Raw genomic sequence first — 24,757 nt, 5'->3', positions numbered from 1 at the left:
TTAACCTTCATTTCCTCAAAAGCAGTTGTGGTGAAGGTTAGATAGTTTTCGGAGATGTCTAATCTATGATTGGTCCGGTTTTACCAGAAATTATTTTCGCTTTTCTAGAACCTGATATTACTGCAATAAAATATTATTTGGAAGTATTGGGTTTAGAAAATAAAGAAATAGAAATATTAGTGGAAGAATCCTATCCTCAAACAAGACTGATGCTTGGTATTAAAAAAGCAGCAAGTGCAACTTTAAAATGCTTGGAGAACAGCGGTGTTTTTGAAGAAGCATATACTGCTGAGGGATTTAGAAAAAGCGGCTTGTTAAGTTAGTTGCAGTAGCAGTGAATACAGCATATTGCACATAACATGAGATAAAGATTTAAATTTACCGCTAGGCTATCCTTAAATAGGATTTAACTGCAAAACTCTGCTGTAGTCAAAGAATCGTAATCATATAATTTCATATTTGTGGTTATTTATGAAATTTTCTGTAGGGCAAAACCTCTTCAAATCACGCTTTTTATACGATGCTATTATTCCCCTTGTCAGGTAAATATCAATTTATCTCTCGCTTTTATCTAATTACCCTGACTAATATTTTATCTTGTACTATTATACCGTTAGCTGGTTTTACCAGTACAGTTTTTCTAGGTCATTTGACAGATATCCGCTATTTTGCAGGTGCTTCTCTGGGTGCAATTCTTTTTGATTATATATACTTTAGTTTAAATTTTTTACGTTTAGTAACTACAGGCATGACAGCAATAGCTGTTGGTGAAGATGACCGAGAGGCTATGTTACTAGTAGGAATACGGAATAGCGCGATCGCTTTAGGTTTAGGGATACTCATTCTGGTTATACATGAACCCTTAGGGAAATTGGGGTTTGCACTGTTTACTACTTCTCCAGAGGTCAAGGATGCTGGTCTTGCCTACTTTAATGCCCGTATTTGGGGCGCACCAGCAGTTTTACTCAACTATGTACTAGTTGGCTGGTTTATTGGACAGGAAAAAAGTGGTAGGGTATTGCTAATGACCATTGTTTACAATGTGGTTAATATACTGCAAGACTACCTCTATATTAACCAGTGGCACTGGGCAAGTACCGGAGCAGGAATGTCTGCTGGAATTAGCCAATATTTAATGTCGTTGGCGGGGTTAATTTTCATATTCCGTGATATACCTTTAAAAGAGGTAGCAGCATTAAAGGGGCAGATTTTGGAATCGTCAGGTTTCAAATCCATTGTTCGGTTGAATGGAAATCTGTTTGTGAGGTCTTTAACTATTGCATTCACCTACGTCATTTTTTCCAGTCTGAGCGCAACAATGGATACAATGATATTTGCCTGCAATGCCTTACTTTTACAGGTGTTACTGCTGACTATAGATATTTTTCATGGTGTAGGACTTTCTACAGCTGCTTTAACTGGAACATTTAAAGGTGAACAGACAACTCATAAGTATTTGCCTTTATTGCAAATAGCAATAGGAACTAGTCTTTCAATAGGACTTACCTGTGCTGGTCTTTGTGTCCTTTCTCCACAAACCATATTTGGTTTGTTAACCAACCACAGCGAAATCATAGAGCTAATTAGGACCTATGTTCCTTGGTTATTAGTGGTTCTGGGCTGTGCCTCAATTTGTTTAGTTCTGGAGGGATACTTTACGGGTCTAGCCGAAGGGGTTGTTCTCCGCAATACTTTCTTAATCAGTACCTTGGCGGGATTTATCCCTCTAGCTATATCAACATGGTTTTATCACAATAACCATATGTTGTGGTTGGCTATGTCTATGTTTATGGTGATTAGAATGGTGATTCTTGGAGTATATCTGGTGAAAAGCAAAGAGTTGAAGATCGAGACCATATTAAATTGAATTAATACACCTAATTACAAAAACTTACAAAAAAGAGTTATTAGGTGTTAATCAAACTTCGTTGACAACTACTTTTAACTTCTGAGTTCTGATTCGGTAAATTCTGACTCCTGCTATAGTTCATACTTTAAATTGCCAGTCAGAGTAGACATAAAAAACCCCCAAATAAATTGCAATTGGGGGCGAAAATTGATTGAGAATTACGAGCGTGACGGGGTGAAAGTTTAGAAAATAAACATAAAAATCAATTCCGGTGATTATTGTTGTAGCGAACCCTTGTACCAGCCCAAAGTAACTTTTCCCGCAATGTTTGATAATAGGAATTATTCGCCCGTAAGACAATAAACTTAGCACGACAATCAGCCATGCGGACATCCACACGGTGTCCCGGCCAAATAGAGGTAGATAACACACCATCCATCCATAGTTTGGTACTTAAATCATAATCTCCCAAAGGCCAAATACTAACCACAGAACCGGGAGGTAAGACAAGGGGACGACTGGAAAGACTCATAGGACAAATGGGAGTGATGGTAATTGTTTCCATACCATCATGGATAATTGGTCCACTGGCAGAAACAGTGTAACCGGTAGAACCTGTGGGAGTGGAGATAATTAAACCATCTCCCACATATTGATCAACTATCTCACCATCAATTTCCATTTCCAGAATTGAGGTAATCATTCTGTCAGCAGACGCGGGTTTGACACAAAACTCATTTAGAGCTAAGTAACTCTCGGTAACTGGTTCTAAATTTGATCCGGTCCCCTCATATACCGCTGCTTGTAACATCATGCGTCGTTGGATAGCATAACGATCTTCTAACAGACGTTCCCAAACTACTTCTGGATCTTGAAATTCATCTACTGACTCCGTTAAAAACCCCAAATGTCCGCCTACATTAACTCCGAGAATGGGAATACCAGCGGGGGCTAAATGCCTAGCACTGGTTAAAACAGTACCATCACCACCAAGTACCAAGGCTAGATCAATTGGTTGAGTAGCGGAGGCCAAAAAAACCGGATAGGGGTTATCTTTTGGTCCGCTAGGTCCCATCAATACTTGGCAATGACGATTTTCTAGTTGTTTAGCACAGAGTTCGGCCCAGCGTTTACTCTGGGGATCTCGTGCTTTATAAGCAATGATTACCTGCTTGAGTTGCACGCGCTATTACCACTTCAGGAGATTAAACTGCTCCATGTCAACGGTATCACGGTTACGATAAATTGTTAAAACAATCGCCAAACCTACCGCTGCTTCAGCAGCAGCCACGGTAATCACAAAAACTGTGAACACCTGGCCTTTAATTAAGGTTGAATCAAGGAAGTTGGAAAATGCCATTAAATTCAGATTAACGGCATTTAGCAATAACTCAATTGACATGAGTACCCGAACTGCGTTGCGACTGGTAATTAAACCATAAATACCAATACAGAACAAAGCCGCTGCTAGTAATAAAAAGTATTGAAGTTGCATGATTGTCGGTTGTTAGTTGTCAGTGGCGCTACCAGTGGAGATGAGTTCTTTCGGGCGCTCTGGGAGGGTTAAAATTGTTTGTGGTAGGTCCGAGGTTGGTAATTGGTCAGGTAGATATTCTCGTCGTGCCAAAATAATCGCTCCTACCATGGCTATGAGCAAGAGGACGGAAGCTAATTCAAAAGGTAGCAAAAAGTCGCTAAAGAAATGCTCACCAATGACCACGATGGAATTTTGACTGACTTTCCCGTTGCTTGAGTTAGCCCAAGGTGTGGCTACTACCATTGTGCTTAAAAGAGCAAATAGTCCAAAACTGACTATAGCTGTAAATACTTTTCGTAATCCCGCACTAGGTAATGGTGAAAAATCCTGTCTTTTGTTTACCAACATAATGGCAAACAGTATTAAAACGTTAATTGCACCAACATAAATTAATATTTGCGCTGATGCAACAAAGTCACCATTTAGCAATAAGTACATTCCTGCGATGCTGATGAATACACCTCCCAGCAAAAATGCGGAATAAACAATGTTAGAGAATAGCACTACACCTAATGCTGCCCCAATCATCATTACACCAAGAATGCCAAGTGCTACTGACTGTACTCCCTCTGCTAGATTCACTGTTTTCTACCCTTATTGATGTTTAATAAATATTGAGTAGTAATTGGTGATTGGTAATTGGTAATTGAAAAAATTTTGATTACCCATTACCCATTACCTATTACCCATTACCACTTTCTACTAGGTCTTCTGGACGAGAACCAGCACGGGGAGCTTCCTCTGGTACTCCGTGGGGGTCCATTACACCTTTAGGTAGGTAAGCAAGTTCTCGTAATGGTGTCACCATTGGATCGTTTGTAACTTTATACGGTAAACGTCCCAAGGCTACGCTATCGTAATTCAGTTCATGACGATCGTAAGTGGCTAATTCATATTCTTCTGTCATGGATAAACAGTTGGTGGGACAGTATTCCACACAGTTACCGCAGAAGATACAAACTCCGAAATCAATACTGTAGTGTTTGAGCTTTTTCTTTTTGGCTACTTTGTCCATTTCCCAATCAACTACAGGGAGGTTGATAGGACATACACGCACACAGACTTCACAAGCAATACACTTGTCAAATTCATAGTGAATGCGACCGCGAAATCTTTCACCAGGAATCAATTTTTCGTAAGGATATTGTACGGTGACAGGTCGCCGTCTCATGTGGTCAAATGTGACGGATAATCCTTGACCAATATAACGACCTGCTTGTACTGCTTCTTTGGCGTAATCACCAACTTGTTTGAGAAAATTGAGCATTGTGTGTCTCTTGTGTTTACAACTTTCGATTTTGGGCTTTGGGTGAGAAAATTGAAGTAAATCTTCTCATCCAAAATCTAGAATTATCTTACCCACCGAATGCCAAGGGAAAAGCTAGTTTAAAGGCTGCTGTTAAGAGCAGATTTACCAAGCCTACTGGTAAAAGGAATTTCCATCCTAAATCTAGCAATTGGTCAATCCTTACCCGTGGTACTGTCCAACGAATAAGAATGGCAAGAAATACTAGTAGGTAAGCTTTAATTACGGTCATGGCAATGCCTATCACCGCTGTAACCACTTGGATGATAGGATCACTTTCACTGACTCCTAACCAACCAGTAATCATGTCAAGGGGTATGGGACAATGCCAACCACCAAGGTACAAAATTGCTACTAGCAAGGCAGAAAGTACAAGATTAATGTAGGAACTCAGGTAAAAAAGCGCGAATTTCATCCCGGAATATTCCGTTTGATACCCTGCTACTAGTTCTTCTTCTGCTTCTGGTAAGTCAAAGGGTAAGCGTTCGCATTCTGCTAGGGCGGCTATCCAAAAAATGATGAAACCTAATGGTTGTCGCCAAACATTCCAGCCGAAAACCCCAAAATTAGATTGTTGATTCACGATGTCAACGGTACTGAGACTATTGGACATCATGGCGATCGCTAGTACACTTAGTGCTAGGGGAATTTCATAACTGATGGACTGCGCTGCTGCCCGTAAACCTCCCAATAGGGCATATTTATTATTACTGGCATAACCTGCCATTAATAAACCAATGGGTTGAATACTGGATAATGCAATCCACAAAAATACCCCCATGCCCACATTAGTAATGATGATATTCTGTCCGAATGGTACAATTAAATACGACAGAAATACTGGTAAAACGACAAGAATAGGTCCAAGGGTAAATAGCCAAGGATCTGCCTTGGCGGGGATGATATCTTCTTTAAATACCAGCTTCAGACCATCTGCTACGGGAACTAGCAATCCAAAGGGTCCTTGATATTCTGGTCCTATGCGCTGCTGTGCTGCCGCAGAAATTTTTCGTTCTAGCCAGGTGGCAACTAGTACGCCTACTGTAGCCCCAATAAGCATCAATACCATTGGTAATGGCATCCATAGGGCTTTGGCCGCTCCCGGTGGTACGCCTAAGTCCTTAACAGATTGAATAAAAGTTCCTTGAAGGTCAATTCCTGGATTCATGTTTGCTGCTCTTGTAAATCAACTTGCTGATGAACTATTAAATGGAATCAGTTATTGCCATTTTCATCTTTTGTCCTTCAGCTTTAGTAATTATCCCTGCTGAGATGATGCCTGATTGAGGTTCAATACCTTTACCAACTCATGAGTTTAGTATATCCTGGGATGGTTTTTACCATCAGACAGAACAGACAACTTTTCTCTATGGTTAAGATTAGGAATTGATGATTGGTAACTAGGGAAAGCAGTTAGACAAAACTAAATAGGCCGTTTCTCCTCTGGTAACGGTGATCTAGTGTATCTAAATTGTCTGATTTTCTGCAACAGCCTACTGTTGTCAGCCGGATTTGTAATTTTGGATGATCAGCCCCAATAGAAGATGTGACATTTATCAATCTGTCCACTGAAGGGCATAAATTTAAAATCCAAAATCTAGAGTTGAGTTGTTTGTCAGTTAACGCTGGTCAATCGGAGTGTAAGCGACTTCATGACGACCATTGTAAACCTGGGTAGGACGGAAAATCCGGTTTTCTACCAGTTGTTCTTTCCAGTGTGCTAACCAACCTGCTACACGAGCGATCGCAAATACTGGTGTAAATAGGTCTGTAGGAATCCCCATTTTCCTATACACTAAACCGGAATAAAAGTCAACATTAGGATAAATCCCTCTGTCACCCAATCTTTCGGAAACTACCCTTTCCATTTCTACGGCAATTTCATAATATTCGTCATACCCGAATTTCTCAAACAACTGCTCTGCCAAGCTTTGTAAGATTGTAGCGCGGGGATCTTTGACTTTGTATACACGATGTCCAAAACCCATGATTTTGGCTTTGCGTCGGAGAAGATCATCCACATAAGGGACAACATTTTTTACAGAACCAATGCTTTCTAGCATCTGAATTACTTCTTCATTCGCTCCCCCATGCAATGGTCCGCCTAAAGTACCCACTGCACTAGCGACTACAGCATAGGGATCTGTTAAGGTAGAAGCTGTGACTCTAGCACTAAATGTAGAAGCATTCATTGTATGCTCAACATGGAGAATTAGGCAAACATCAAATATCTTGGCTGCTAAAGGATCGGGTTCTTTCTCATTTAGCATATACAGGAAGTTAGCCGCATAGTCTAAGTCATCCCTGGGTTTAACGGGGTCGTTACCTTCCCGCATTAACTGGAAGGCCGCTACCATTGTGGGAATAGTCGCTATTAACCGGACAGCGGAGTTACGAATATAGACCGGATTATGTAAGTCACGACGAGAATAGAATAAACCTAAAGCAGCAGCCGAAGCTTGAAGAGCATCCATAGGATGACCGCTTTCAGGAAAGCATTTCATCATGTCTCGAATACGGTACTTGATGCGTCTGTGGAAAAGAACTTCATGTTCAAATGCTTTTAGTTCTTCTTTCGTTGGTAACTCACCCCAGATTAAAAGATATGCAGTTTCTAGGAATGTACTTTTTTCCGCTAATTCCTCAATCCTAATACCACGATATTCTAGAATTCCTTTCTGCCCATCTACATGACTTATACTCGATTGGGCTGCGGGAATACCTTCTAAACCAGGCTTGTATTCGCATACCGTCATGGCAACACCATTTACTTTGTAAAATATCTGCTCACGTTAACTTACCAGAGACTATTTTCACTACAAGAGTTGCCGATATTACAACTATTCGATGCGTTTATATCGAATAACTCTTACAGCAGGTACTTGGGCGGTGTCAACCAGAACATTTGACTACGACCCAAGGGAGAACCGTCATCTGGTAGTTTTATTCCTATCATACCTGCTTTTTTGAGGATAATCCTCTCTTTTGCTTCTCCCCAAAGGAGAATTTCTGCCCAATGGCTTAAACTAGGCTCATGGCCTACTAATGCTAGTTTGGTTTTCTGGGGATAATTCCTGGGTTTAAGCCATTCTTGCCACCAATTTTGAATATTACCATCAAAGCTAAGATGATCTGATGTTTCTAACTGGGAACTCAGTCCAGCAGCAATGAGTATTTCTGCTGTTTGATAAGCGCGAACTAGGGGACTAGTGAGAATTAAATCAAAATTAAAACCGAGTTTGACTAATCTCTGGGCTATTTTCTCGGTTTTTTCTCTTCCTTCTGGGGTGAGTTGTCGTTTTTCGTCTTTTAGTCCTGGTTGATGTTCTTCGGCGATACCATGACGGATTAAGTATAGTTCCATGTTTTTAGTTGGGTGTTTTTATATTATTTTTTGTTTCGCGCAAAGACGCAAAGAAGCAAAGGCGCAAAGAAGAGGGTAAAAATCAGCGGTTTTGCAATTCAACCCAATCTACGATAGATCGCTGTTATCTGTAGAAATATTTTGTTCAGCCTCTGATTCAGCTTCATAAATCAGCGGATATAGTGAAAGTCTATCTCTCATATCTCTAGCTAATTGATCAAATGTTATGCAAATTACTTTGCGTGAGTCTACTAAAACTTTATTTAAACGCCATTTCAATCGAGTTTTGTCAACCTCCGAAAGAAAATCATCTCTACCTATAACAAGAATGCCGTAAAATTCTATATTCTCACTTCCAAAAATAGAACGAGCTAAAGAAGTATTTTTAAAATCATCAATTTTCCAAAACCAATCAATAATTTGACTAAATCCATGTTCAAATCTAGGTGACCAATCTGATGTACTTCTTCCTTTTTCTACAAATATACTATCTTCTGTAGCATCTTCAAATTCAATGAAACAGTAAGTATTATTTACAGAATCACCAATGGCTAAATCAGCACGGAAATCTCCAAAAAATGTAAATTCATGTTTAATTTGGTTGAATCTAATGATTTGAGGAACGTAAAAACCAATAAATGCAGACAAATGTAGTCTCTGTTTGAAGAAAGGAAGTATATCCTTACTTTCTTTTAATTCCTTATTATTGAGAAGTAAATTTTCAAATTCTTCAAGCTCAAATAAGCACTTTTTAATGTCTAAATTGAATGAGTCTAGTCCTTTCATGTTCTATGCCTCTTTCAATGAGCCATAGAATTTCTCCAAACGGTCATGATTAACTATATCAATGATCGTTACTTCGCTATCTTGAAATTTAAATATAATTCTATATTTTATCCCTGCTCGTGCAATGAAATAATTGGGAAGAGATTTCAGTTTATATGTTTGAGTTTGTGAACAAAAAGGAAATTCTTCCAAGCAATTTATTGCCCGTATAACTATTCCTTGATCTTTAGTTGGTAAAGCATCAAGTGCTATTTGTGCCTTATTAAGTAAAACTACTTGGTTGTTGTTTAACTGTTGGTTATTAGATTCAATACCTGAATTCATGACATGACAGAATTTTTCTAAATAATATCCACATTATACTACTATTGAGACTTTGATCACTTGTTAATTAGCGATAGCGAAGCACTGCTGCAAGCAGATCGCACTCATCACCATAAAAGTAACTCATCAGATGGTGGAAATATACCCTTAACTATCAGTTGACCTTCTGGGTGTAAAGAAACAATATGTCTGAAAATACCTGATGCTTGTTTTTCAAGCTGACCATATTGTGTGCCATCCTCCTTTATCTGAGCTAATAAGTAGTGATGACCTTGTTGGTAACAATAATGCTCATTTATCGGGATAGAAATATCACCATTCTGTAGAGTGAGTGGTATCGGTTTATCAGAAATCGTTCCAATAAAAATAGTTGTAGAAATAGGTGGACTACTTGGATTATAGAGTTTCAGCCATCGCTCACACTCAGAACTATCAATAAGGGATACACAATGATTTATAAATGTTGAACTTTCATGAGTATCTGTTACAACAGTTGGTTGATAAAAAACAACTAAACCAATAGGTGAATTCTGTCTTTCTTGAAAGTATTGTGTAGCCCATTCTTTGCATAATTTAATGGAAGCTGAACTTGGTATGTCAATAAATACCATTCTTGTTGTTAGTGGATCAATTATTGCAGCGTGTTTTGTGAAATTGGCATAGGCATCATCTAGCTTGTCATAAAGGTTTTTATATTCATTTTTGTGGTATGGAGAGCATACTAGAAATGTATATGATCGGTGTGTTTCACTAAACTGATAATTCTCAAACGGTAAATTCTGGATTTTAATAATCCAACAACTCTTTTCAACGTCTTCAAATGAATCCTCAGTTCCATTCTGAACAGAGTTCAGTATTTCTGGTAATATTTTTTTCAAAATTTCCCAGTCAGATTGAGTTGGATAGTTTTTTGCAAATACATAGAAACCAACTGCATTTAGTTGGTGTTCAGAAAGGGCTTTTACCAGTTGAGCCTCAACTATACTACATTGATGATTAAATTCTTGCTGGTGACTAGACATACCATAGCTTTTAACAGAAATCTGAATTGAGGCATTTCTTGGTAGAAAAACTGTCCCATCATAACCAGGGTTGGAATTAGCAGCAGGTTTTATAGAAACGCCTTCTCCATCAAACAAACTTAAAGCAAGTAACTCAAATAATGCTCCACGTCTATTATTTCTATCTTCTTTTTTAATGAGTTTTACCTGTTCAGATACCCAATTAGGAGCAACTGGTTTTAATATTTTAAGAGAATTTCCTAATAGTAGCAACTCACACGTAGAGAGCCAATCTTGTCTTTGCCACAATTGTTGAACTGGGTTACTATTTCCTGTATTTAACCACTCTTCACCAAATTCCGATACTAATATGGCAAGCATTTCATTCAATTTATTACTAGGAACTTCATGAATAGGATTTTGTCTACCAAGTAGGTAATTCATTTTTTATCAATCCTTTAAGAAAAATTTATTGGACACACATCGGTTTTTATTTAATTGATCACTAGATACAATGACAATTATTCCTCGCTATAAGGATACAATTCAAAATATTATCAACAGTAAAAAAAACAAATTTCTAGTTAATATTTTACCGCCAAAAAATTCATTCTCATGGGTTCAGCACTGCTAAACCCTAAATTAATCAAGTCTTTAAATCCGGTTTAAGACTAAATTGGATTATCTCTCGGATTTACCAATCTTAATAATTTCTGCTTGATTTGTGCGTCGAAAACTTCCCATTTCATTTTGGCATAAGCTGAATTTTCATTACTACCTGATAAAAAACCCATGGGAATTTCAAAGCCTCCCGCACCAGTTCTCCCCCCACCAAAAAATCTCCCGGCGCTATCTTGTCCAAAGGCTTCTTTGATAAATTCATCAGGATCTAGGGTCAGTTTTGTCGTCCGCAAAGAACCTATAATTACTTCTAGTTCGTCGTCTTCATCATGAACTATTCCATACACTACCGCAGTATGAACATTTTCTTCGGTAACTAGAAAATCAGCGGCTTGGGGAATTGCGTCCCGATCATCATACCGCAAGTAGCCAACACCAGCTATGGAAAAATTATTTTGAACAATCCGGTTTTTAAGCGATCGCTCAATCACATCCATTACACGCTTAGAACGATTTGCTTGTAAAATGGCATTTAGTAACTGAGCATCATAAAATCTGCTTAAATAACCAGCAGCCATAAAATCTTCTTCTTGGGCTTGCATTAACCTATTTGTATCTGATCTTAACCCGTGCATTAATGCTGTGGCGCATTTAATGTGCTGGTTAATACTATTGTCTAAGGTTAATAATCCTGATTGTAAGTATTGAGTAAAAATTGTCGCTGTAGCCCGCACGTAGGGACGAACATCCATAAATTCGGATTTGAGATCCCCCTGCAAGCTATGATGATCTACTAGCACTATTAAGGGAATTCCCGCTTGTTGAATTGCTGGTAATAATTGAGATGTAGTTCCCTGGTTGTCAATTAACACGAAACCGTGATAACATGACAAATCTTTATTTTTCAGGGTTTGCATTGTCCAGCGTTGAGCAGGTAAATTAGTTAACTTAACTAAAGCAATATTTTCTTGATGGCTTAATGTTCCTGCGTAAATAATATCACATTTGATATCATACTGTTGGGCAATTAATTGATATGACCAGGCACAAGAAAGAGCGTCAGGATCAGGAAAATCCTGTAAAACCACTAATTGACGTTCATGGCGGTGTCCTAGCAGGGTTTTTTGTAACTCTTCGGATTTCTGAGACGCTAAAGAACTGCCACGCTGGACTAAATAGATACCTCCATCACTATTAGCAGGTGATAAAGATGTCCGAGCTAAAGGTGGGGCTTCAATAATATCTTTCTCTGTTTCTACTTCCTCTGGATTTGGATCTTTAGCTAAAGATAAACTCTCGAATTGAGCAGCGGGATAATTCGCGTACATAAGGAACTGTATTTCTAAGCGTTGAGGGTGATTTTCTTTATCCATTTAGATATCATGCCAGAGATAATGCGCTACTAAAACTACATTAGAACCGGCTATTATCTAAAGTTCATTGTTGATACTGTTAATGACATTGTTTATTTCTGTGCTGAAAACCAATTAAGAAGTGCTTATAAATACCAAGAATCAAGCAAGTCTTGGCTTTTGGTATCTATTTCACTTCTTGATTTAGGAATCCGTCTCAGAGGGTGTTTGAAAGGTTTTTGAACTCTCCCTAACCCCCTCTATGAGAACAATAAAACTGTATTTTCTTGTTTCTTTTAGGAAACGGGGACTAAGGGAAGTAAAAATGTGATGAAAATTACGGGATACCACTTTTCAAACATCCTCTCAAGAAATATGTAAATTTTATGAAAATTTGGTGATTATCTTGAATATTGATTTGACTTGTGCTATTATCAATATTCTGTGTTCAAATTTGTTTTTCAGTTTTTGGGTAGCTTCTCTACTTGTAATTTTAACTTATCCGTTGAGAACAAAAGCTCTCTATATCCCTTTTTAAAGCATATAGCCCCAATTCTTGAAAAACAAGTAATTTCTGACGCTGCGGATATAAAAATATCAGCTTATGGTAATTTTACCCTAAGCTGGTTAGCACTAACCCAAAACTGGCAAAAATTCCACTTGTAGCCACTGTTTGAGAGTCAAACAATTATGTCCACAAGTGAATCTTGACCTGAGTTTTTGTAGTTGATTATATATAATGTCAAAGGCCTATTACGTATTTTTGCCACTCTTGGTGCAGTCCACTTTTCAGATGTTTTGTTACCTCAAAGTAAAGACTGCTATAAGGTTGGCGAGGTAAATGACGCAAAGGCATCCGTGCTTCTTGGGGTGTCCGACTGCCTTTTTTGACATTACAACACACACAAGCAGCAACGATGTTTTCCCAAGTGTCACCCCCCCCTCGTGATCTCGGTATCACATGATCAAGTGTCAACTTATCCCCTGTGTAACCACAGTATTGACAAGTATGTCCATCACGATGCAGGATATTCCGACGGGTCAAAGGAACTTCCATATAAGGAACACGGACATAGTGGCGCAACCGGATCACGGTTGGCTGCGGAAAGTCCGTGTAAAGGAACTTACCATTGTATTCTAAGCGTTCAGCTTTGCCTTTCATCAACAACACGGTGGCCCGTCGCCAACTGGTGATGTTGAGCGGTTCGTAAGAGGCGTTCAGGACTAAAACCTTCCCCATGAATCTGCGCTCAAGGTATTAGTTTTACATATACTAACACAAATACATTTTCTTGGGGATAGGAAAAGAATTTATACTTTTATTCTCAACTCAGATCCCCGACTTCTTCAAGCAGTAGGGGATCTTGTGGTCACTATTTTCTCAAATTAAAAAAAAATCGCAATAAAGAAGTATTTAGGGCTTGACATTTGATTTTAAATTTGTTATGATAAAGCTGATAAGGAAGAACTATCATAAAATAATATTGAAGAAAAATTGTTGAATATGCGGACACACTGATATTACTCACGCCACCGTCTTGTATAAATTACCGGATAAGAATTAAACTTTCTGATGAAATTGATTAGGACTGGCCGGGAATTTTGATATTTTCCCAAATTTGCCAAAAAAAATCGCAATAAAGAAGTATTTAGGGGTTGACATTTGATTTTAAATTTGTTATTATAAAACTGATAAGGAAGAACTATCATAAAATAATATTGAAGAAAAATTGTTGAATATGCGGACACACTAATATTACTCACGCCACCGTCTTGTATAAATTACCGGATAAAAGTTAAACTTCCTGATTAAATTGATATAGCTTCTAGGGGATGGGAGAAGCTTTTCGGTGGTGTGATAGGAGTGGAGTCTAATGTTAAATCGCAAACAAACCCCAATTTTTACTGATCATCAAGAACGTGATGCTTATGCTTGGTTTTCTCAGCGGGCTTGGGTAGAAATTGATTTGGGGGCTTTGTCTAATAATGTCAAGGAGTTGGTAAAGTTTTTATCTCCATGTACTCAACTAATGGCAGTTGTCAAAGCTGATGCCTATGGACATGGAGCAGTAGCAGTTGCTAAAACTGTATTAGAAGCGGGCGCTAGTTGGTTGGGTGTAGCGACTGTTCCCGAAGGTATTCAATTACGGGAAGATGGTATTCAAGCCCCAATTTTAATTTTAGGGGCAACTAACACACCAGAACAAATTCAGGCGATCGCTTGTTGGCAACTTCAGCCTACACTGTGTAGTCCTAAGCAAGCTTTAGAGTTTTCTAATGTATTAGAAAATATTAACTATAATTTACCCTTACCTGTACATATTAAACTGGATACAGGAATGTCTAGATTAGGCACGAATTGGCAAGAAGCAGCAGAGTTTATCCAGTTAGTGCAAGGATTACCCCATTTGCATATCGCTAGTATTTATTCTCATCTGGCAACAGCAGATAGTCCTGATACTAAGGTGATGACAGAACAGCATAGACGATTTGAAAAAGTAATAGCACTCATCAAAGCTAAAGGACTCAAAATTCCTACTTTACATTTAGCTAACTCAGCGGCTACTCTCACAGATGCGGGATTACACTATGATATGGTGCGCGTAGGTTTAGCAATTTATGGGCTGTATCCTGCTATTCACTTACAAAATCAAATCAAACTTAAACCTGTTTTACAAGTTAAAGCTAGAGTTACCCAAGTTAAAACTATAACTGCGGGGACTGGAGTTAGTTATGGTCATCATTTTATTGCATCTGAGGAAATGCGGCTGGCAGTGGTTGGTATTGGTTATGCTGATGGTGTACCCCGTAATCTTTCCAATAAGATGCAAGTATTAATCCGTGGACAGCGTGTACCCCAAATTGGCGCGATTACAATGGATCAAATGATGTTAGATGTAAGTTCTATACCTGATTTACAAGAGGGGGAAGTAGTTACATTGTTGGGAGAACAGGGAAAAGAGCAAATATCGGCTGATAATTGGGCAAATTGCCTAAATACTATTTCTTGGGAAATTCTCTGCGGCTTTAAGCATCGTTTACCTCGTGTAACTGTCATATAAATGGGAATATGGGCATAAATTTTTCACATAGCCCAATTCTGAATTTATTATGACTTACGGAAGTTCTGCAAGAAATTATACTTTTTGTAGTGCGGGCTTTAGCCCTAATTATCTGATTATGTTTCCGTAGCGTCTCGAAAACAGGACTAAAGTCCTGACTACAGCAATCCTGTTGATTTTAAAATTTAAATTTATTTAAAATTTAAATTTTTTACCTATTGTCATAAATAATTTGTTATGCTAGAATTATGAAATGTCAACGCGGATATGGCGAAATTGGCAGACGCGCTAGATTTAGGTTCTAGTTCCGAAAGGAGTGAAGGTTCAAGTCCTTTTATCCGCACTTTTGATTCCCTATCTTAGTCACTGCTTTATTAGTATTGGTTTTTCTACTATCTCATCCTACCTTTCTTACAGCCATTTTAATATTTCCGCATAAACGCATGAACATGAAACATATTAACGTATCGTAAGAAGTAAAAATACAGAAATTAGATTGTGGTATAAATAGATGAAAACTCCTGCAATGTAAACTAGTTTAACTGACTGTGAAATACTATCAACAACATCCTCATGCCTTTCCGGTTCAATATCTCCAGGACTTGTGGGGAGAAATCCAAGCTTGTCCCTATTTTGCTATTAATAACCTTAACCGGGATTTTGTGAATACTAAAGGCTTTTCTGTGGTGTTTCAGCGTCAGGGTTTAGCAGAAGTTATCCAAAAATTTCCCTATTTTAAGCCTTATTTAGATTTAGCACTTTTACCTAGTTGTAATGCTTTTTATCTGAATCCTTTACTACTTAAAGCGGGTTCTCGTGTTGACCCCCATATTGATCGATCTTTGCGCTCCTATTGTAAAACTGTTGAACCACCAGCATTTGTAAGCGTTCTTTATGTGCGTGTACCAGAGGATATGCAGGGAGGAGAATTGGTGCTAAAATCTCAAAAACGCCAAGTTGGACAAATTAAACCCCAAACCAATGCTTTAATTTATTTTCAGGGTGATTTAACTCATTCTGTGAATGCTGTTAAAACTGCGGGAAATCGCTTAAGTCTTGTTTGTGAACAGTATAGTTTAAATGAAGATGAACTTGAGGAAATACCATATTTTACCTTAGAATCGAGGGTTAATCAAGGGAATGGCAAAAAACAAAAGCATTATGGATTGAATTTTTAACCCCAACTTATTTAGAGAATGTTTGAAAAGTTTTCCACTAATTATGTTTTGCGTATTGGCATATTTGTGCCAATACGCAAAGGAAAAGAGATGTTTAATTGAGCAAGGCGTACTTTTCAAACAACCTCTTAGACAAAGCTGAAATAATAGCTTGTTAACGATATACTGGTGTTATCTTGAACTATCCCTGTCAAGTCTCCATTATTCTGATATATCCCTGTGTCAAGGGCAGAACTTCCCACACCAAAGGATGCATAAGAAAGATAATAAGAACTCGCACTGCCTTTAAGCTGGATATAGTCATTCTGACCATTATAGTCTCCTATTGTAGCATAACCAGATCCCTGATAAAAGTTTCCGGCTGATGTACCTAAAACAAATCTATCATAGCCACTACCACCAGTTACAGCAATTTGAGATCAAACCCGCCAGGTGCAGAAAGAGTACAAAAATTGCGCTATCATGATTGGGTCAAGTGGTTCTTTACCCGTGAAAACAAATGTCCGTCCTAAAGCAAAAAAATCAGACTGGGGTACAGCATTATTATTAATTTGTTCTGAGGGTGTGTAACCTGCGGAAATTATTCCTGGCAGCGGTGCTAGGCCAAAATATTTTTCTAATAACTATTAACTTAGCATTCATGACCAATGACCTATATAGTCTTAAAATATTCTTAATTTCCCCACACAGACTTTTTGTCTGTAACCTCCAAGTACCACACAGAAAAATATTATGGCTATAGGCTACGTCGCGCTTGTACTTCATGCACATCTACCCTTCGTTCGTCATCCGGGAAGTGACTACGTGCTAGAAGAGGAATGGCTTTATGAAGCGATTACAGAAACTTACATTCCCTTATTAAAAGTATTTGAAGGCTTAAAGCGAGATGGTGTTGATTTTAAACTCACCATGAGCATGACACCTCCCTTAGTGTCCATGCTTCGTGATCCTCTATTACAAGAACGCTATGATGCTCATCTAGCCCAACTAGAAGAGCTTGTAGAATTAGAAGCCGAGCGCAACATCCATAATGGTCATGTTCGTTATTTAGCGGAACATTATGCAACTGAGTTTAATGAAGCGCGGGAGTTATGGGAACGTTATCAAGGTGATTTAGTTACAGCATTTAAACAGTTCCAAGATAGTAATAACTTAGACATTATTACCTGTGGTGCTACCCATGGCTACTTACCATTAATGAAAATGTACCCCCAGGCTGTATGGGCGCAAATTCAGGTAGCTTGTGAACATTACGCGGAAACCTTCGGCCAAGCCCCCAAAGGGATTTGGTTGCCAGAATGTGCTTATTATGAGGGTGTAGAACGAATGCTGGCTGATGCTGGTTTACGTTATTTCCTCACAGATGGACATGGTATTTTATACGCTCGACCCCGCCCACGTTTTGGTAGTTATGCCCCAATTTTTACGGAGACTGGTGTAGCAGCTTTTGGTCGAGATCATGAGTCTTCTCAGCAAGTATGGTCTTCTGAGGTGGGTTATCCTGGTGCAGCAGAATACCGGGAATTTTATAAAGATTTGGGTTGGGAAGCTGAATATGAATATATTAAGCCCTATATTATGCCCAATGGACAGCGGAAAAATACAGGTATTAAGTATCATAAAATCACTGGTCGGGGCTTGGGTCTTGCGGATAAAGCCCTCTATGATCCTTACTGGGCAAAGGAAAAGGCCGCCGAACACGCCGCTAATTTCATGTATAATCGTGAGCAGCAAGCTAAGAGTTTACACGGTATGATGGGTCGGCCACCAATTATTGTTTCTCCCTATGACGCGGAGTTATTTGGTCACTGGTGGTATGAGGGTCCTTGGTTTATTGATTATCTGTTCCGTAAGTCATGGTATGATCAAAAAACTTATGAAATGACCCATTTGTCCGATTACTTACGTGCTAATCCTCAGCAGCAAGTATGTCGTCCTTCTCAGTCGAGTTGGGGCTTTAAGGGCTTTCATGAATATTGGTTAAATGATACTAATGCTTGGGTTTATCCACATTTACATAAAGCTGCGGAAAGGATGATTGAAATTTCCCAAATGGAAGCAGAAGATGAGTTACAATTAAAGGCACTTAACCAAGCTGCGCGAGAATTGTTACTAGCACAGTCTTCTGACTGGGCTTTTATTATGCGGACAGGAACAATGGTTCCCTATGCGGTGAGAAGAACTAGATCACATTTAATGCGCTTTAATAAATTGTATGCAGATGTGAAAGTGGGTAAAGTTGATAGTGGTTGGCTGGAAAAAGTTGAGTCTATAGATAATATTTTCCCCAATATTAACTATCGCGTTTATCGTCCTGTATTTTAATGGAGTCGTAGATCCTCGACTTTTTCTTCATGTCGGGTCTATGCCTAGAAAAGCAAAACCCCCAGTATTATAACTGGGGGTTATTTTTATACACATCTTGTCAAGCTGCCATTAAATACTATTGAGGTAAGTTACGGCTGTTGTAAGCATCTATGGCATAAGCTGGAGTGCGTTGGCTATAGTCTGTATCTAAGCCAGTAATAGATTTAGCTAAAGCTTCAAATTTATCAGAAGCCCAATTACGTTCGTGAATGGGCTTGCTTTGTTCACCCATGAAGTATGCTAAAGAACCAATAACAGAAGCTGCTACCCAACCAACAACCAATAGAGAGATTAAAATAGTCATTTGAGAACCTCGGTTTTTACTTTTTGTAACCTTATGTAAATAAATATAACAGATTATTAACAAAGCTTGCAAATTGTTTTTTGGTGTGCATACCCAGCAAAGAGGTGAGGAAATCCCCACTGTCATGACTCTGTAACAAAAAGCACTAAAATAAGACACTGTGATCAACAAAGAATGAATATAGCCTAAGCCTATTTGGGGATAAAACAGAATAAAGTGTAGCTTGGGTTTCACTTCGTTTAACCCAACAAATTCAAGTTTCTTTACCTCAACCCAACCGACAATATCAGCAAAATCATCAAACCTTGAAGAATCCAGGATGACAAATATTGAGTACAAAGAAATAGCATACTCACCATCTGCTATAATCAAAATATTGGCTAGAAGTCAGAATAACTAATAAATAATAATTAATAATTAATAAAAATGTAATATATCTAACCAATTAACTTCCTGACTCTAGCTATTTCTAATGCTTATCTTTTTGGTTTCTCTGCATACAGTTGAAACAACCACAAAAGACTCAGGAAGAAAAATCATGAACAAATCTTATGCCACAATTGATGGTAACGAAGCTGTTGCCCGTGTAGCCTACAAATTAAACGAAGTTATCGCTATTTATCCTATCACCCCATCTTCAAATATGGGTGAATGGGCTGATAGTTGGATGTCGGAAAATAAACCAAATCTTTGGGGTACAGTTCCCAGCGTCACCCAAATGCAAAGCGAAGGAGGGGCTGCTGCTGCTGTCCATGGGGCATTACAAACGGGGGCATTAAGTACAACTTTCACCGCTTCCCAGGGATTATTATTAATGATTCCTAACTTGTACAAAATTGCCGGAGAATTAACTAGTTTTGTCCTTCATGTTTCTGCCCGTTCCTTAGCTACCCATGCGTTATCTATTTTCGGTGATCATAGTGATGTTATGGCTGCTAGGGCGACTGGTTTCGCTTTTTTGTGTTCGGCTTCTGTCCAGGAAAGTCATGATTTTGCCTTAATTTCTCATGCTGCAACTTTAGAAACAAGAGTACCATTTTTACACTTTTTTGATGGGTTTAGAACTTCCCATGAAGTGCAGAAAGTTGAGTTATTATCAGATGAAGATATTCAGGAATTTATACCTATAGAATTAATATCTAACCATCGTCAACGCTGCTTAACTCCAGATAAACCAGTATTACGAGGAACAGCCCAAAATCCCGATGTTTACTTTCAATCTCGTGAAGGTGCAAACCCTTATTATCATGTTTGTGCCGATATTGTTGAAAAGATCATGGATAAATTTGGCAAACGCACAGGTAGATATTACAAACTCTATGAATATCATGGTGTACCAGACGCAGAAAGAGTAATTGTGATCATGGGTTCTGGTTGTGAAACTGTCCATGAAACTGTAGATTATCTCAATAAAGTAGGGGAAAAAGTTGGAGTTATTAAAGTGCGACTTTTCCGCCCTTTTGATATTGCTAGATTTATAGAAGCATTACCCAATAGTGTCAAATCTATTGCAGTTTTGGATAGAACTAAAGAAGCCGGCAGTGCAGGAGAACCATTATATTTAGATGTGGTGACAGCTATTTATGAAGGCTGGAAAAAAACCACATTTCCAAAAATTGTTGGGGGCAGATATGGACTTTCTTCTAAAGAATTTACTCCCGCAATGGTCAAGAGTGTTTTTGATAATCTTAGCCAAATTAAACCCAAAAATCATTTTACAATTGGGATTAATGATGATGTTAGTTTCACCTCTTTAAATTTTGATGCCAATTTCTCTACAGAACCGGATCATGTAGTTCGGTCAATGTTCTATGGTTTGGGTTCAGATGGTACGGTGGGTGCAAATAAGAACTCCATCAAAATCATCGGTGAAGGCACAGAAAATAACGCCCAAGGTTACTTTGTTTATGATTCCAAAAAATCCGGTTCAATGACAGTTTCTCACCTGCGGTTTGGACCTGAAAAAATTCGTTCAACCTACCTCATAGACAAGGCTAATTTTATCGGTTGTCACCATTGGGGATTTGTGGAAAGTATTGATATTTTAAAAGCTGCTGCACCAGGGGCGATTTTATTGTTAAATAGTCCTTATGATGCGGATACAGTTTGGGAAAATCTCCCCTTAAAAGTAAAACAGCAAATTCTCGCCAAAAATCTCAAAGTTTACACTATTAATGCCAGTCAAGTGGCGAAAAATAGTGGTATGGGGCATAGAATTAACACTATTATGCAGGTCTGTTTCTTTGCTTTGGCGGGAGTATTGCCAGAAAAAGAAGCAATTGCTAAAATCAAACAAGCCATAGAGAAAACTTATGGCAAAAAAGGTGTGGAAGTTGTCCAGAAGAATTTAAAAGCTGTAGACAACACCCTAGAAAATCTCCATGAAATCGAAATTCCTCTCGTACAAATAGGTAATAAAGAAAATTGCCAATTAGCAATTACCAAACCCAAATTTGTCGAGAATGTTCTCAGTAAAATTATGGTCTGGGAAGGTGATGATTTACCTGTGAGTGCTTTACCCGCTGACGGAACTTTTCCCAGTGGGACTGCAAAATGGGAAAAACGCAACGTGGCGGCAGAAATACCAGTTTGGGATAGTGATGTCTGCGTTCAGTGTGGTAAATGTGTGATGGTTTGTCCCCACGCGGCTATTCGCGCTAAAGCCTATCCAGCTAATGAATTAGTCAACGCACCGACAACTTTTAAATCAACTAACGCCAAAGATAAGAGTTTTGCTAACCAGAAATTCACCATTCAGGTAGCCCCAGAAGACTGTACAGGCTGCGAAATTTGTGTTAGCGTGTGTCCTGCTAAAAACAAAGCCGAACCCACCCACAAGGCGATTAACATGAGTCCACAATTACCCTTGCGGGAACAAGAACGAGAAAATTGGCATTTCTTTTTGAGTTTACCAAATCCTGACCGGAAAACTTTGAAAGTAAACCAAATTCGACAACAACAATTACAAGAACCATTGTTTGAGTTTTCTGGTGCTTGTGCTGGTTGTGGAGAAACCCCCTACCTTAAATTATTAACACAATTATTTGGCGATCGCTCACTCATTGCCAACGCCACCGGTTGTTCTTCCATTTATGGGGGAAATTTACCCACAACTCCCTGGAGTCAAAATGATCAAGGAAGAGGTCCGGCTTGGTCTAATAGTTTATTTGAAGATAACGCCGAATTTGGTTTTGGTTATCGTTTATCCATAGACAAACAAGCAGAATTTGCAGCAGAATTATTATCACAATTAAGTAATGAAATTGGCGATAATTTAGTTAATGCCATTCTCAAAGCCGAACAAAAAACCGAAGCTGATATTTGGGAGCAGCGGGAAAGAATTGTCATCCTCAAACACAAATTAGATCAAATATTGGACAATGTAGAGACATTCCATGGAACGTCTCTACAAAAGACAAAAATCCAAAATCTCCAATCCCTCGCTGATTATTTAGTGAAGAAAAGTGTGTGGATAGTTGGAGGTGATGGTTGGGCTTATGATATAGATTTCGGGGGAATTGATCATATAATTTCCACAGGTCGCAATCTGAATATTTTGGTCATGGATACAGAAGTTTATTCTAATACCGGAGGACAATCTTCTAAAGCTACACCAAAAGCCGCAGTAGCTAAATATGCGACTGGAGGTAAACCTGCACCCAAGAAAGATTTAGGTTTAATGGCCATGACTTATGGTAATGTTTATGTTGCCAGCGTCGCTTTAGGTGCGCGAGATGAACATACATTAAAAGCATTTTTAGAAGCGGAAGCTTTTGATGGTCCATCAATCATTATTGCTTACAGTCATTGTATTGCTCACGGTATTGATATGACCACAGGTTTACATCAGCAAAAGGCGTTAGTAGACTCAGGAAGATGGTTGTTATATCGCTATAATCCGGCATTACAAGAACAGGGTAAAAATCCCCTACAATTGGATATGAAAGCACCTTCTGAATCGGTGGAAAAATCCATGTATCAGGAGAACCGCTTTAAAATGTTGACGAAAAGTAAACCGGAGGTGGCGAAATTGTTGCTAGAACAAGCGCAAGCAGAAGTTAATGCTAGATGGGAAATGTATCAATATTTAGCGAATAGGTAATTGGTAATTGGTAATGGGTAATTGGTAATTGGTAATGGGTAATTGGTTTTTACCTGTTACCTATTATCAAATAATCAATCACAAATTTTCATTCTCGCCAATTATCTATGACTAAAGGATAACCTAATGCTTGAATTTTCTGATAATGCTTAGTATTACCTGTGACTAAAATTAAATTGTTTTGGATAGCGATAGAAGCTATTAATACATCTGCTAATCCTATTGGTTGTCCAGTGCTTTCTAAATCAGCATGAATCAATCCTGAAATTTCTGCACTTTTTTGGTCTAAATGTAGGATTTCGATTTGAGATAAATCTGCTAAAAATTTTTGAATGCGATCATGACGATTTAATTTTCTCCATCCCTTAACAATTTCGGAAACAGTAATTACAGAAATTGTATAATGTTTCCATATTGCTCTATATGCAATAGCATTGGCATTTATTTTAGGATTTTTACCTTTACGGATTTCTGAAGTAATATCTGTATCAATTAAAGATTTTCTCACAACTCAATTATTTTTGATTAACTTCTATGGTGTAAAATATCTTCAACCATTTTATCTACTAATTCAGCATCATTAGACCATTCACCAATAAATGAATTATTGATAATTTCTGGTTTGGTTAATTGCTCAATCATTGCTTTGATTAAGTCGGCAACTTCACAATGATGTGTTTGTGTCAATTGTTCTATTTTCTCAAAAGTTTCTTGATCAAGTTCAATTTCTATTTTTTTCATGATTCAGTTATTTTTATTTGATATATTTATTATATTATAGCAAAGTTTTTTAAATCAACATCTAAATCAGCTTCATTATTCATTATAATGAATATTAATATTTCTCATAGCTAATTCATTTTGAAATTGTAGTAAAGGCATTTTAGCCAGTTGAGATGCTTTACGGATACTAATTTTTTTCCTTTCAAATAATAAGATAATCAATTCTAAAACTAATTCTTTTTCTGATAATCCACTGGCTTGGACAATATCTTCGGAAATGACTAAGCTCATTGTGATCCTCCTGTTAACACAGATTAGAAGGATTATAACACATAGGTAGATATTTGTTGTTTTCTGGCATAAATTTGAGAACGGGCAATTTTAACTTCTTCCGTAATTTCCTCTAAGGGTACAAGCAGTAACAATCGAACGCAGATGGACGCAGATAATTTTGTACTTCATTTGATAGATCATATCCTCTAATGTGACACATCGTCCGTAGACTGATCGTCCATAAAGACTCATAATCAGTACATGAATGAATCAAAACAAAAAATTCTTGATGCTTTAGGTTATCTGGTCAGACAACGTAGAACGGAGTTAGGAATTTCACAAGAGGAGTTAGGACTACGCGCTAACTTAGACCGCACATACATTTCTGGTGTGGAACGAGGAAATGATTCAGCATTTATGTAACATATTTCAGAAAAATTTATCTGTTGAGGAGTTTAATCTTATGGAAGATCAAGACTTAAAAAAACGTTGTAGCGGTATTTTATCTGTGGAAATGCTGTCAGGATTGTTAGATGATTTAACTTCTGAACAAATAGCTATTTTTGACGAAGCAGTTAAAAGGAAATAAAAAATGACTTATTTATTAG

24 protein-coding genes and 1 tRNA gene are annotated in these 24,757 nt (G+C 38.0%); 9 read left to right on the top strand and 16 right to left on the bottom strand.

Features of this window, described 5'->3' with window-relative positions:
• Window positions 1–65: 65 nt before the first annotated feature.
• Together ACIR131C_RS0106360 and gntT are read left to right on the top strand one after the other, a co-directional pair.
• Window positions 66–323 carry a hypothetical protein gene (locus ACIR131C_RS0106360; protein ID WP_028089528.1) on the top strand — a complete coding sequence of 86 codons (258 nt, stop codon included), beginning with the start codon at window positions 66–68 and terminating at the stop codon, window positions 321–323.
• 197 nt (window positions 324–520) lie between these two features.
• Window positions 521–1,867 carry a guanitoxin biosynthesis MATE family efflux transporter GntT gene (gntT, locus tag ACIR131C_RS0106355; RefSeq protein WP_028089527.1) on the top strand — a complete coding sequence of 449 codons (1,347 nt, stop codon included), beginning with the start codon at window positions 521–523 and terminating at the stop codon, window positions 1,865–1,867.
• Between the two features lie 244 nt (window positions 1,868–2,111).
• On the opposite strand, the gene ACIR131C_RS0106350 is transcribed toward gntT, so the two are convergent.
• The 12 genes from ACIR131C_RS0106350 to ACIR131C_RS0106295 all read right to left on the bottom strand — a co-directional run bounded on the left by ACIR131C_RS0106350 (window position 2,112) and on the right by ACIR131C_RS0106295 (window position 13,380).
• Window positions 2,112–3,032 carry an NAD(+) kinase gene (locus tag ACIR131C_RS0106350; RefSeq protein WP_028089526.1) on the bottom strand — a complete coding sequence of 307 codons (921 nt, stop codon included), beginning with the start codon at window positions 3,030–3,032 and terminating at the stop codon, window positions 2,112–2,114.
• Between the two features lie 6 nt (window positions 3,033–3,038).
• Window positions 3,039–3,344: an NADH-quinone oxidoreductase subunit NuoK gene (nuoK, locus tag ACIR131C_RS0106345; protein WP_015080280.1), complete on the bottom strand. Its 306-nt coding sequence runs from the start codon at window positions 3,342–3,344 to the stop codon at window positions 3,039–3,041.
• Between the two features lie 12 nt (window positions 3,345–3,356).
• Window positions 3,357–3,968, bottom strand: coding sequence for an NADH-quinone oxidoreductase subunit J (locus ACIR131C_RS0106340; RefSeq protein ID WP_028089525.1), 612 nt, complete (start codon window positions 3,966–3,968; stop codon window positions 3,357–3,359).
• Between the two features lie 100 nt (window positions 3,969–4,068).
• Entirely contained in the window at window positions 4,069–4,653 is a 585-nt protein-coding gene (ndhI, locus tag ACIR131C_RS0106335; RefSeq protein WP_028089524.1) for an NAD(P)H-quinone oxidoreductase subunit I, read from the bottom strand.
• 88 nt (window positions 4,654–4,741) lie between these two features.
• A complete protein-coding gene (nuoH, locus tag ACIR131C_RS0106330; protein WP_028089523.1) occupies window positions 4,742–5,860 on the bottom strand; it encodes an NADH-quinone oxidoreductase subunit NuoH in 1,119 nt (372 codons plus the stop codon).
• 451 nt (window positions 5,861–6,311) lie between these two features.
• Window positions 6,312–7,448 (bottom strand): citrate synthase, encoded by a 1,137-nt coding sequence (locus ACIR131C_RS0106325; RefSeq protein WP_028089522.1) that lies wholly within the window; start codon window positions 7,446–7,448, stop codon window positions 6,312–6,314.
• 113 nt (window positions 7,449–7,561) lie between these two features.
• Window positions 7,562–8,056, bottom strand: a complete 495-nt coding sequence (gene sixA, locus ACIR131C_RS0106320) for a phosphohistidine phosphatase SixA (protein WP_028089521.1) — start codon at window positions 8,054–8,056, stop codon at window positions 7,562–7,564.
• Window positions 8,057–8,164: 108 nt separating this feature from the next.
• Window positions 8,165–8,842 (bottom strand): Shedu immune nuclease family protein, encoded by a 678-nt coding sequence (locus ACIR131C_RS0106315; protein ID WP_028089520.1) that lies wholly within the window; start codon window positions 8,840–8,842, stop codon window positions 8,165–8,167.
• Window positions 8,843–8,845: 3 nt separating this feature from the next.
• A complete protein-coding gene (locus ACIR131C_RS0106310; RefSeq protein ID WP_028089519.1) occupies window positions 8,846–9,166 on the bottom strand; it encodes a type II toxin-antitoxin system RelE family toxin in 321 nt (106 codons plus the stop codon).
• A 107-nt stretch (window positions 9,167–9,273) separates the two neighbouring features.
• A complete protein-coding gene (locus ACIR131C_RS0106305; protein ID WP_028089518.1) occupies window positions 9,274–10,611 on the bottom strand; it encodes a hypothetical protein in 1,338 nt (445 codons plus the stop codon).
• Window positions 10,612–10,838: 227 nt separating this feature from the next.
• Window positions 10,839–12,116 carry a DHH family phosphoesterase gene (locus ACIR131C_RS0106300; RefSeq protein ID WP_028089517.1) on the bottom strand — a complete coding sequence of 426 codons (1,278 nt, stop codon included), beginning with the start codon at window positions 12,114–12,116 and terminating at the stop codon, window positions 10,839–10,841.
• Window positions 12,117–12,882: 766 nt separating this feature from the next.
• Entirely contained in the window at window positions 12,883–13,380 is a 498-nt protein-coding gene (locus tag ACIR131C_RS0106295) for an HNH endonuclease (protein ID WP_028085093.1), read from the bottom strand.
• Between the two features lie 634 nt (window positions 13,381–14,014).
• On the opposite strand from ACIR131C_RS0106295, the gene alr reads away from it, so the two are divergent.
• The 4 genes from alr to ACIR131C_RS0106270 all read left to right on the top strand — a co-directional run bounded on the left by alr (window position 14,015) and on the right by ACIR131C_RS0106270 (window position 18,705).
• Window positions 14,015–15,202 carry an alanine racemase gene (gene alr, locus ACIR131C_RS0106290; RefSeq protein WP_028089516.1) on the top strand — a complete coding sequence of 396 codons (1,188 nt, stop codon included), beginning with the start codon at window positions 14,015–14,017 and terminating at the stop codon, window positions 15,200–15,202.
• Between the two features lie 261 nt (window positions 15,203–15,463).
• Window positions 15,464–15,545 (top strand) — tRNA-Leu (locus ACIR131C_RS0106285).
• Window positions 15,546–15,750: 205 nt separating this feature from the next.
• On the top strand, window positions 15,751–16,380 hold the full coding sequence (locus ACIR131C_RS0106280) for a 2OG-Fe(II) oxygenase (RefSeq protein WP_028089515.1): 630 nt from the start codon (window positions 15,751–15,753) through the stop codon (window positions 16,378–16,380).
• A 732-nt stretch (window positions 16,381–17,112) separates the two neighbouring features.
• Window positions 17,113–18,705 (top strand): glycoside hydrolase family 57 protein, encoded by a 1,593-nt coding sequence (locus ACIR131C_RS0106270; RefSeq protein WP_028089514.1) that lies wholly within the window; start codon window positions 17,113–17,115, stop codon window positions 18,703–18,705.
• Between the two features lie 118 nt (window positions 18,706–18,823).
• Here the strand turns inward: ACIR131C_RS0106270 and ACIR131C_RS0106265 are convergent, their stop codons facing one another.
• Window positions 18,824–19,051, bottom strand: a complete 228-nt coding sequence (locus ACIR131C_RS0106265) for a photosystem II protein, Psb35-related (RefSeq protein ID WP_028089513.1) — start codon at window positions 19,049–19,051, stop codon at window positions 18,824–18,826.
• 538 nt (window positions 19,052–19,589) lie between these two features.
• Here ACIR131C_RS0106265 and nifJ point away from each other — a divergent pair.
• Window positions 19,590–23,153 (top strand): pyruvate:ferredoxin (flavodoxin) oxidoreductase, encoded by a 3,564-nt coding sequence (gene nifJ / locus ACIR131C_RS0106260; protein ID WP_028089512.1) that lies wholly within the window; start codon window positions 19,590–19,592, stop codon window positions 23,151–23,153.
• A gap of 88 nt (window positions 23,154–23,241) precedes the next feature.
• On the opposite strand, the gene ACIR131C_RS0106255 is transcribed toward nifJ, so the two are convergent.
• From ACIR131C_RS0106255 to ACIR131C_RS22050, 3 genes are all read right to left on the bottom strand, one after another.
• Window positions 23,242–23,661, bottom strand: coding sequence for a PIN domain-containing protein (locus ACIR131C_RS0106255; protein WP_028082406.1), 420 nt, complete (start codon window positions 23,659–23,661; stop codon window positions 23,242–23,244).
• A gap of 17 nt (window positions 23,662–23,678) precedes the next feature.
• A complete protein-coding gene (locus tag ACIR131C_RS0106250) occupies window positions 23,679–23,894 on the bottom strand; it encodes a hypothetical protein (RefSeq protein WP_028082405.1) in 216 nt (71 codons plus the stop codon).
• Window positions 23,895–23,969: 75 nt separating this feature from the next.
• Window positions 23,970–24,167, bottom strand: coding sequence for a UPF0175 family protein (locus ACIR131C_RS22050; protein ID WP_051289451.1), 198 nt, complete (start codon window positions 24,165–24,167; stop codon window positions 23,970–23,972).
• 243 nt (window positions 24,168–24,410) lie between these two features.
• On the opposite strand from ACIR131C_RS22050, the gene ACIR131C_RS22045 reads away from it, so the two are divergent.
• Together ACIR131C_RS22045 and ACIR131C_RS27070 are read left to right on the top strand one after the other, a co-directional pair.
• Window positions 24,411–24,572 carry a helix-turn-helix domain-containing protein gene (locus ACIR131C_RS22045; RefSeq protein ID WP_231395404.1) on the top strand — a complete coding sequence of 54 codons (162 nt, stop codon included), beginning with the start codon at window positions 24,411–24,413 and terminating at the stop codon, window positions 24,570–24,572.
• Between the two features lie 40 nt (window positions 24,573–24,612).
• Window positions 24,613–24,738, top strand: coding sequence for a hypothetical protein (locus tag ACIR131C_RS27070; protein WP_269208801.1), 126 nt, complete (start codon window positions 24,613–24,615; stop codon window positions 24,736–24,738).
• Window positions 24,739–24,757 lie beyond the last annotated feature (19 nt).

The organism is Dolichospermum circinale AWQC131C (genome assembly GCF_000426905.1).
Lineage (GTDB): Bacteria > Cyanobacteriota > Cyanobacteriia > Cyanobacteriales > Nostocaceae > Dolichospermum > Dolichospermum circinale.
The sequence above is the reverse complement of the archived record's forward strand: the minus strand, read 5'-3'. Positions and strand labels throughout refer to the sequence as shown.

Coding starts and splice junctions, on each gene's coding strand:
- ACIR131C_RS0106295 (WP_028085093.1), bottom strand. CDS start 13,380: ATGGGGAAGGTTTTAGTCCTGAACGCCTCTTACGAACCGCTCAACATC.
- ACIR131C_RS22050 (WP_051289451.1), bottom strand. CDS start 24,167: ATGAGCTTAGTCATTTCCGAAGATATTGTCCAAGCCAGTGGATTATCA.
- alr (WP_028089516.1), top strand. CDS start 14,015: ATGTTAAATCGCAAACAAACCCCAATTTTTACTGATCATCAAGAACGT.
- ACIR131C_RS0106315 (WP_028089520.1), bottom strand. CDS start 8,842: ATGAAAGGACTAGACTCATTCAATTTAGACATTAAAAAGTGCTTATTT.
- ACIR131C_RS0106300 (WP_028089517.1), bottom strand. CDS start 12,116: ATGTACGCGAATTATCCCGCTGCTCAATTCGAGAGTTTATCTTTAGCT.
- nuoH (WP_028089523.1), bottom strand. CDS start 5,860: ATGAATCCAGGAATTGACCTTCAAGGAACTTTTATTCAATCTGTTAAG.
- ACIR131C_RS0106360 (WP_028089528.1), top strand. CDS start 66: ATGATTGGTCCGGTTTTACCAGAAATTATTTTCGCTTTTCTAGAACCT.
- nuoK (WP_015080280.1), bottom strand. CDS start 3,344: ATGCAACTTCAATACTTTTTATTACTAGCAGCGGCTTTGTTCTGTATT.
- gntT (WP_028089527.1), top strand. CDS start 521: ATGCTATTATTCCCCTTGTCAGGTAAATATCAATTTATCTCTCGCTTT.
- ACIR131C_RS0106265 (WP_028089513.1), bottom strand. CDS start 19,051: ATGACTATTTTAATCTCTCTATTGGTTGTTGGTTGGGTAGCAGCTTCT.
- ACIR131C_RS22045 (WP_231395404.1), top strand. CDS start 24,411: ATGAATGAATCAAAACAAAAAATTCTTGATGCTTTAGGTTATCTGGTC.
- ACIR131C_RS27070 (WP_269208801.1), top strand. CDS start 24,613: ATGGAAGATCAAGACTTAAAAAAACGTTGTAGCGGTATTTTATCTGTG.
- ACIR131C_RS0106305 (WP_028089518.1), bottom strand. CDS start 10,611: ATGAATTACCTACTTGGTAGACAAAATCCTATTCATGAAGTTCCTAGT.
- ACIR131C_RS0106325 (WP_028089522.1), bottom strand. CDS start 7,448: ATGACGGTATGCGAATACAAGCCTGGTTTAGAAGGTATTCCCGCAGCC.
- ACIR131C_RS0106310 (WP_028089519.1), bottom strand. CDS start 9,166: ATGAATTCAGGTATTGAATCTAATAACCAACAGTTAAACAACAACCAA.
- sixA (WP_028089521.1), bottom strand. CDS start 8,056: ATGGAACTATACTTAATCCGTCATGGTATCGCCGAAGAACATCAACCA.
- ndhI (WP_028089524.1), bottom strand. CDS start 4,653: ATGCTCAATTTTCTCAAACAAGTTGGTGATTACGCCAAAGAAGCAGTA.
- ACIR131C_RS0106270 (WP_028089514.1), top strand. CDS start 17,113: ATGGCTATAGGCTACGTCGCGCTTGTACTTCATGCACATCTACCCTTC.
- nifJ (WP_028089512.1), top strand. CDS start 19,590: ATGAACAAATCTTATGCCACAATTGATGGTAACGAAGCTGTTGCCCGT.
- ACIR131C_RS0106250 (WP_028082405.1), bottom strand. CDS start 23,894: ATGAAAAAAATAGAAATTGAACTTGATCAAGAAACTTTTGAGAAAATA.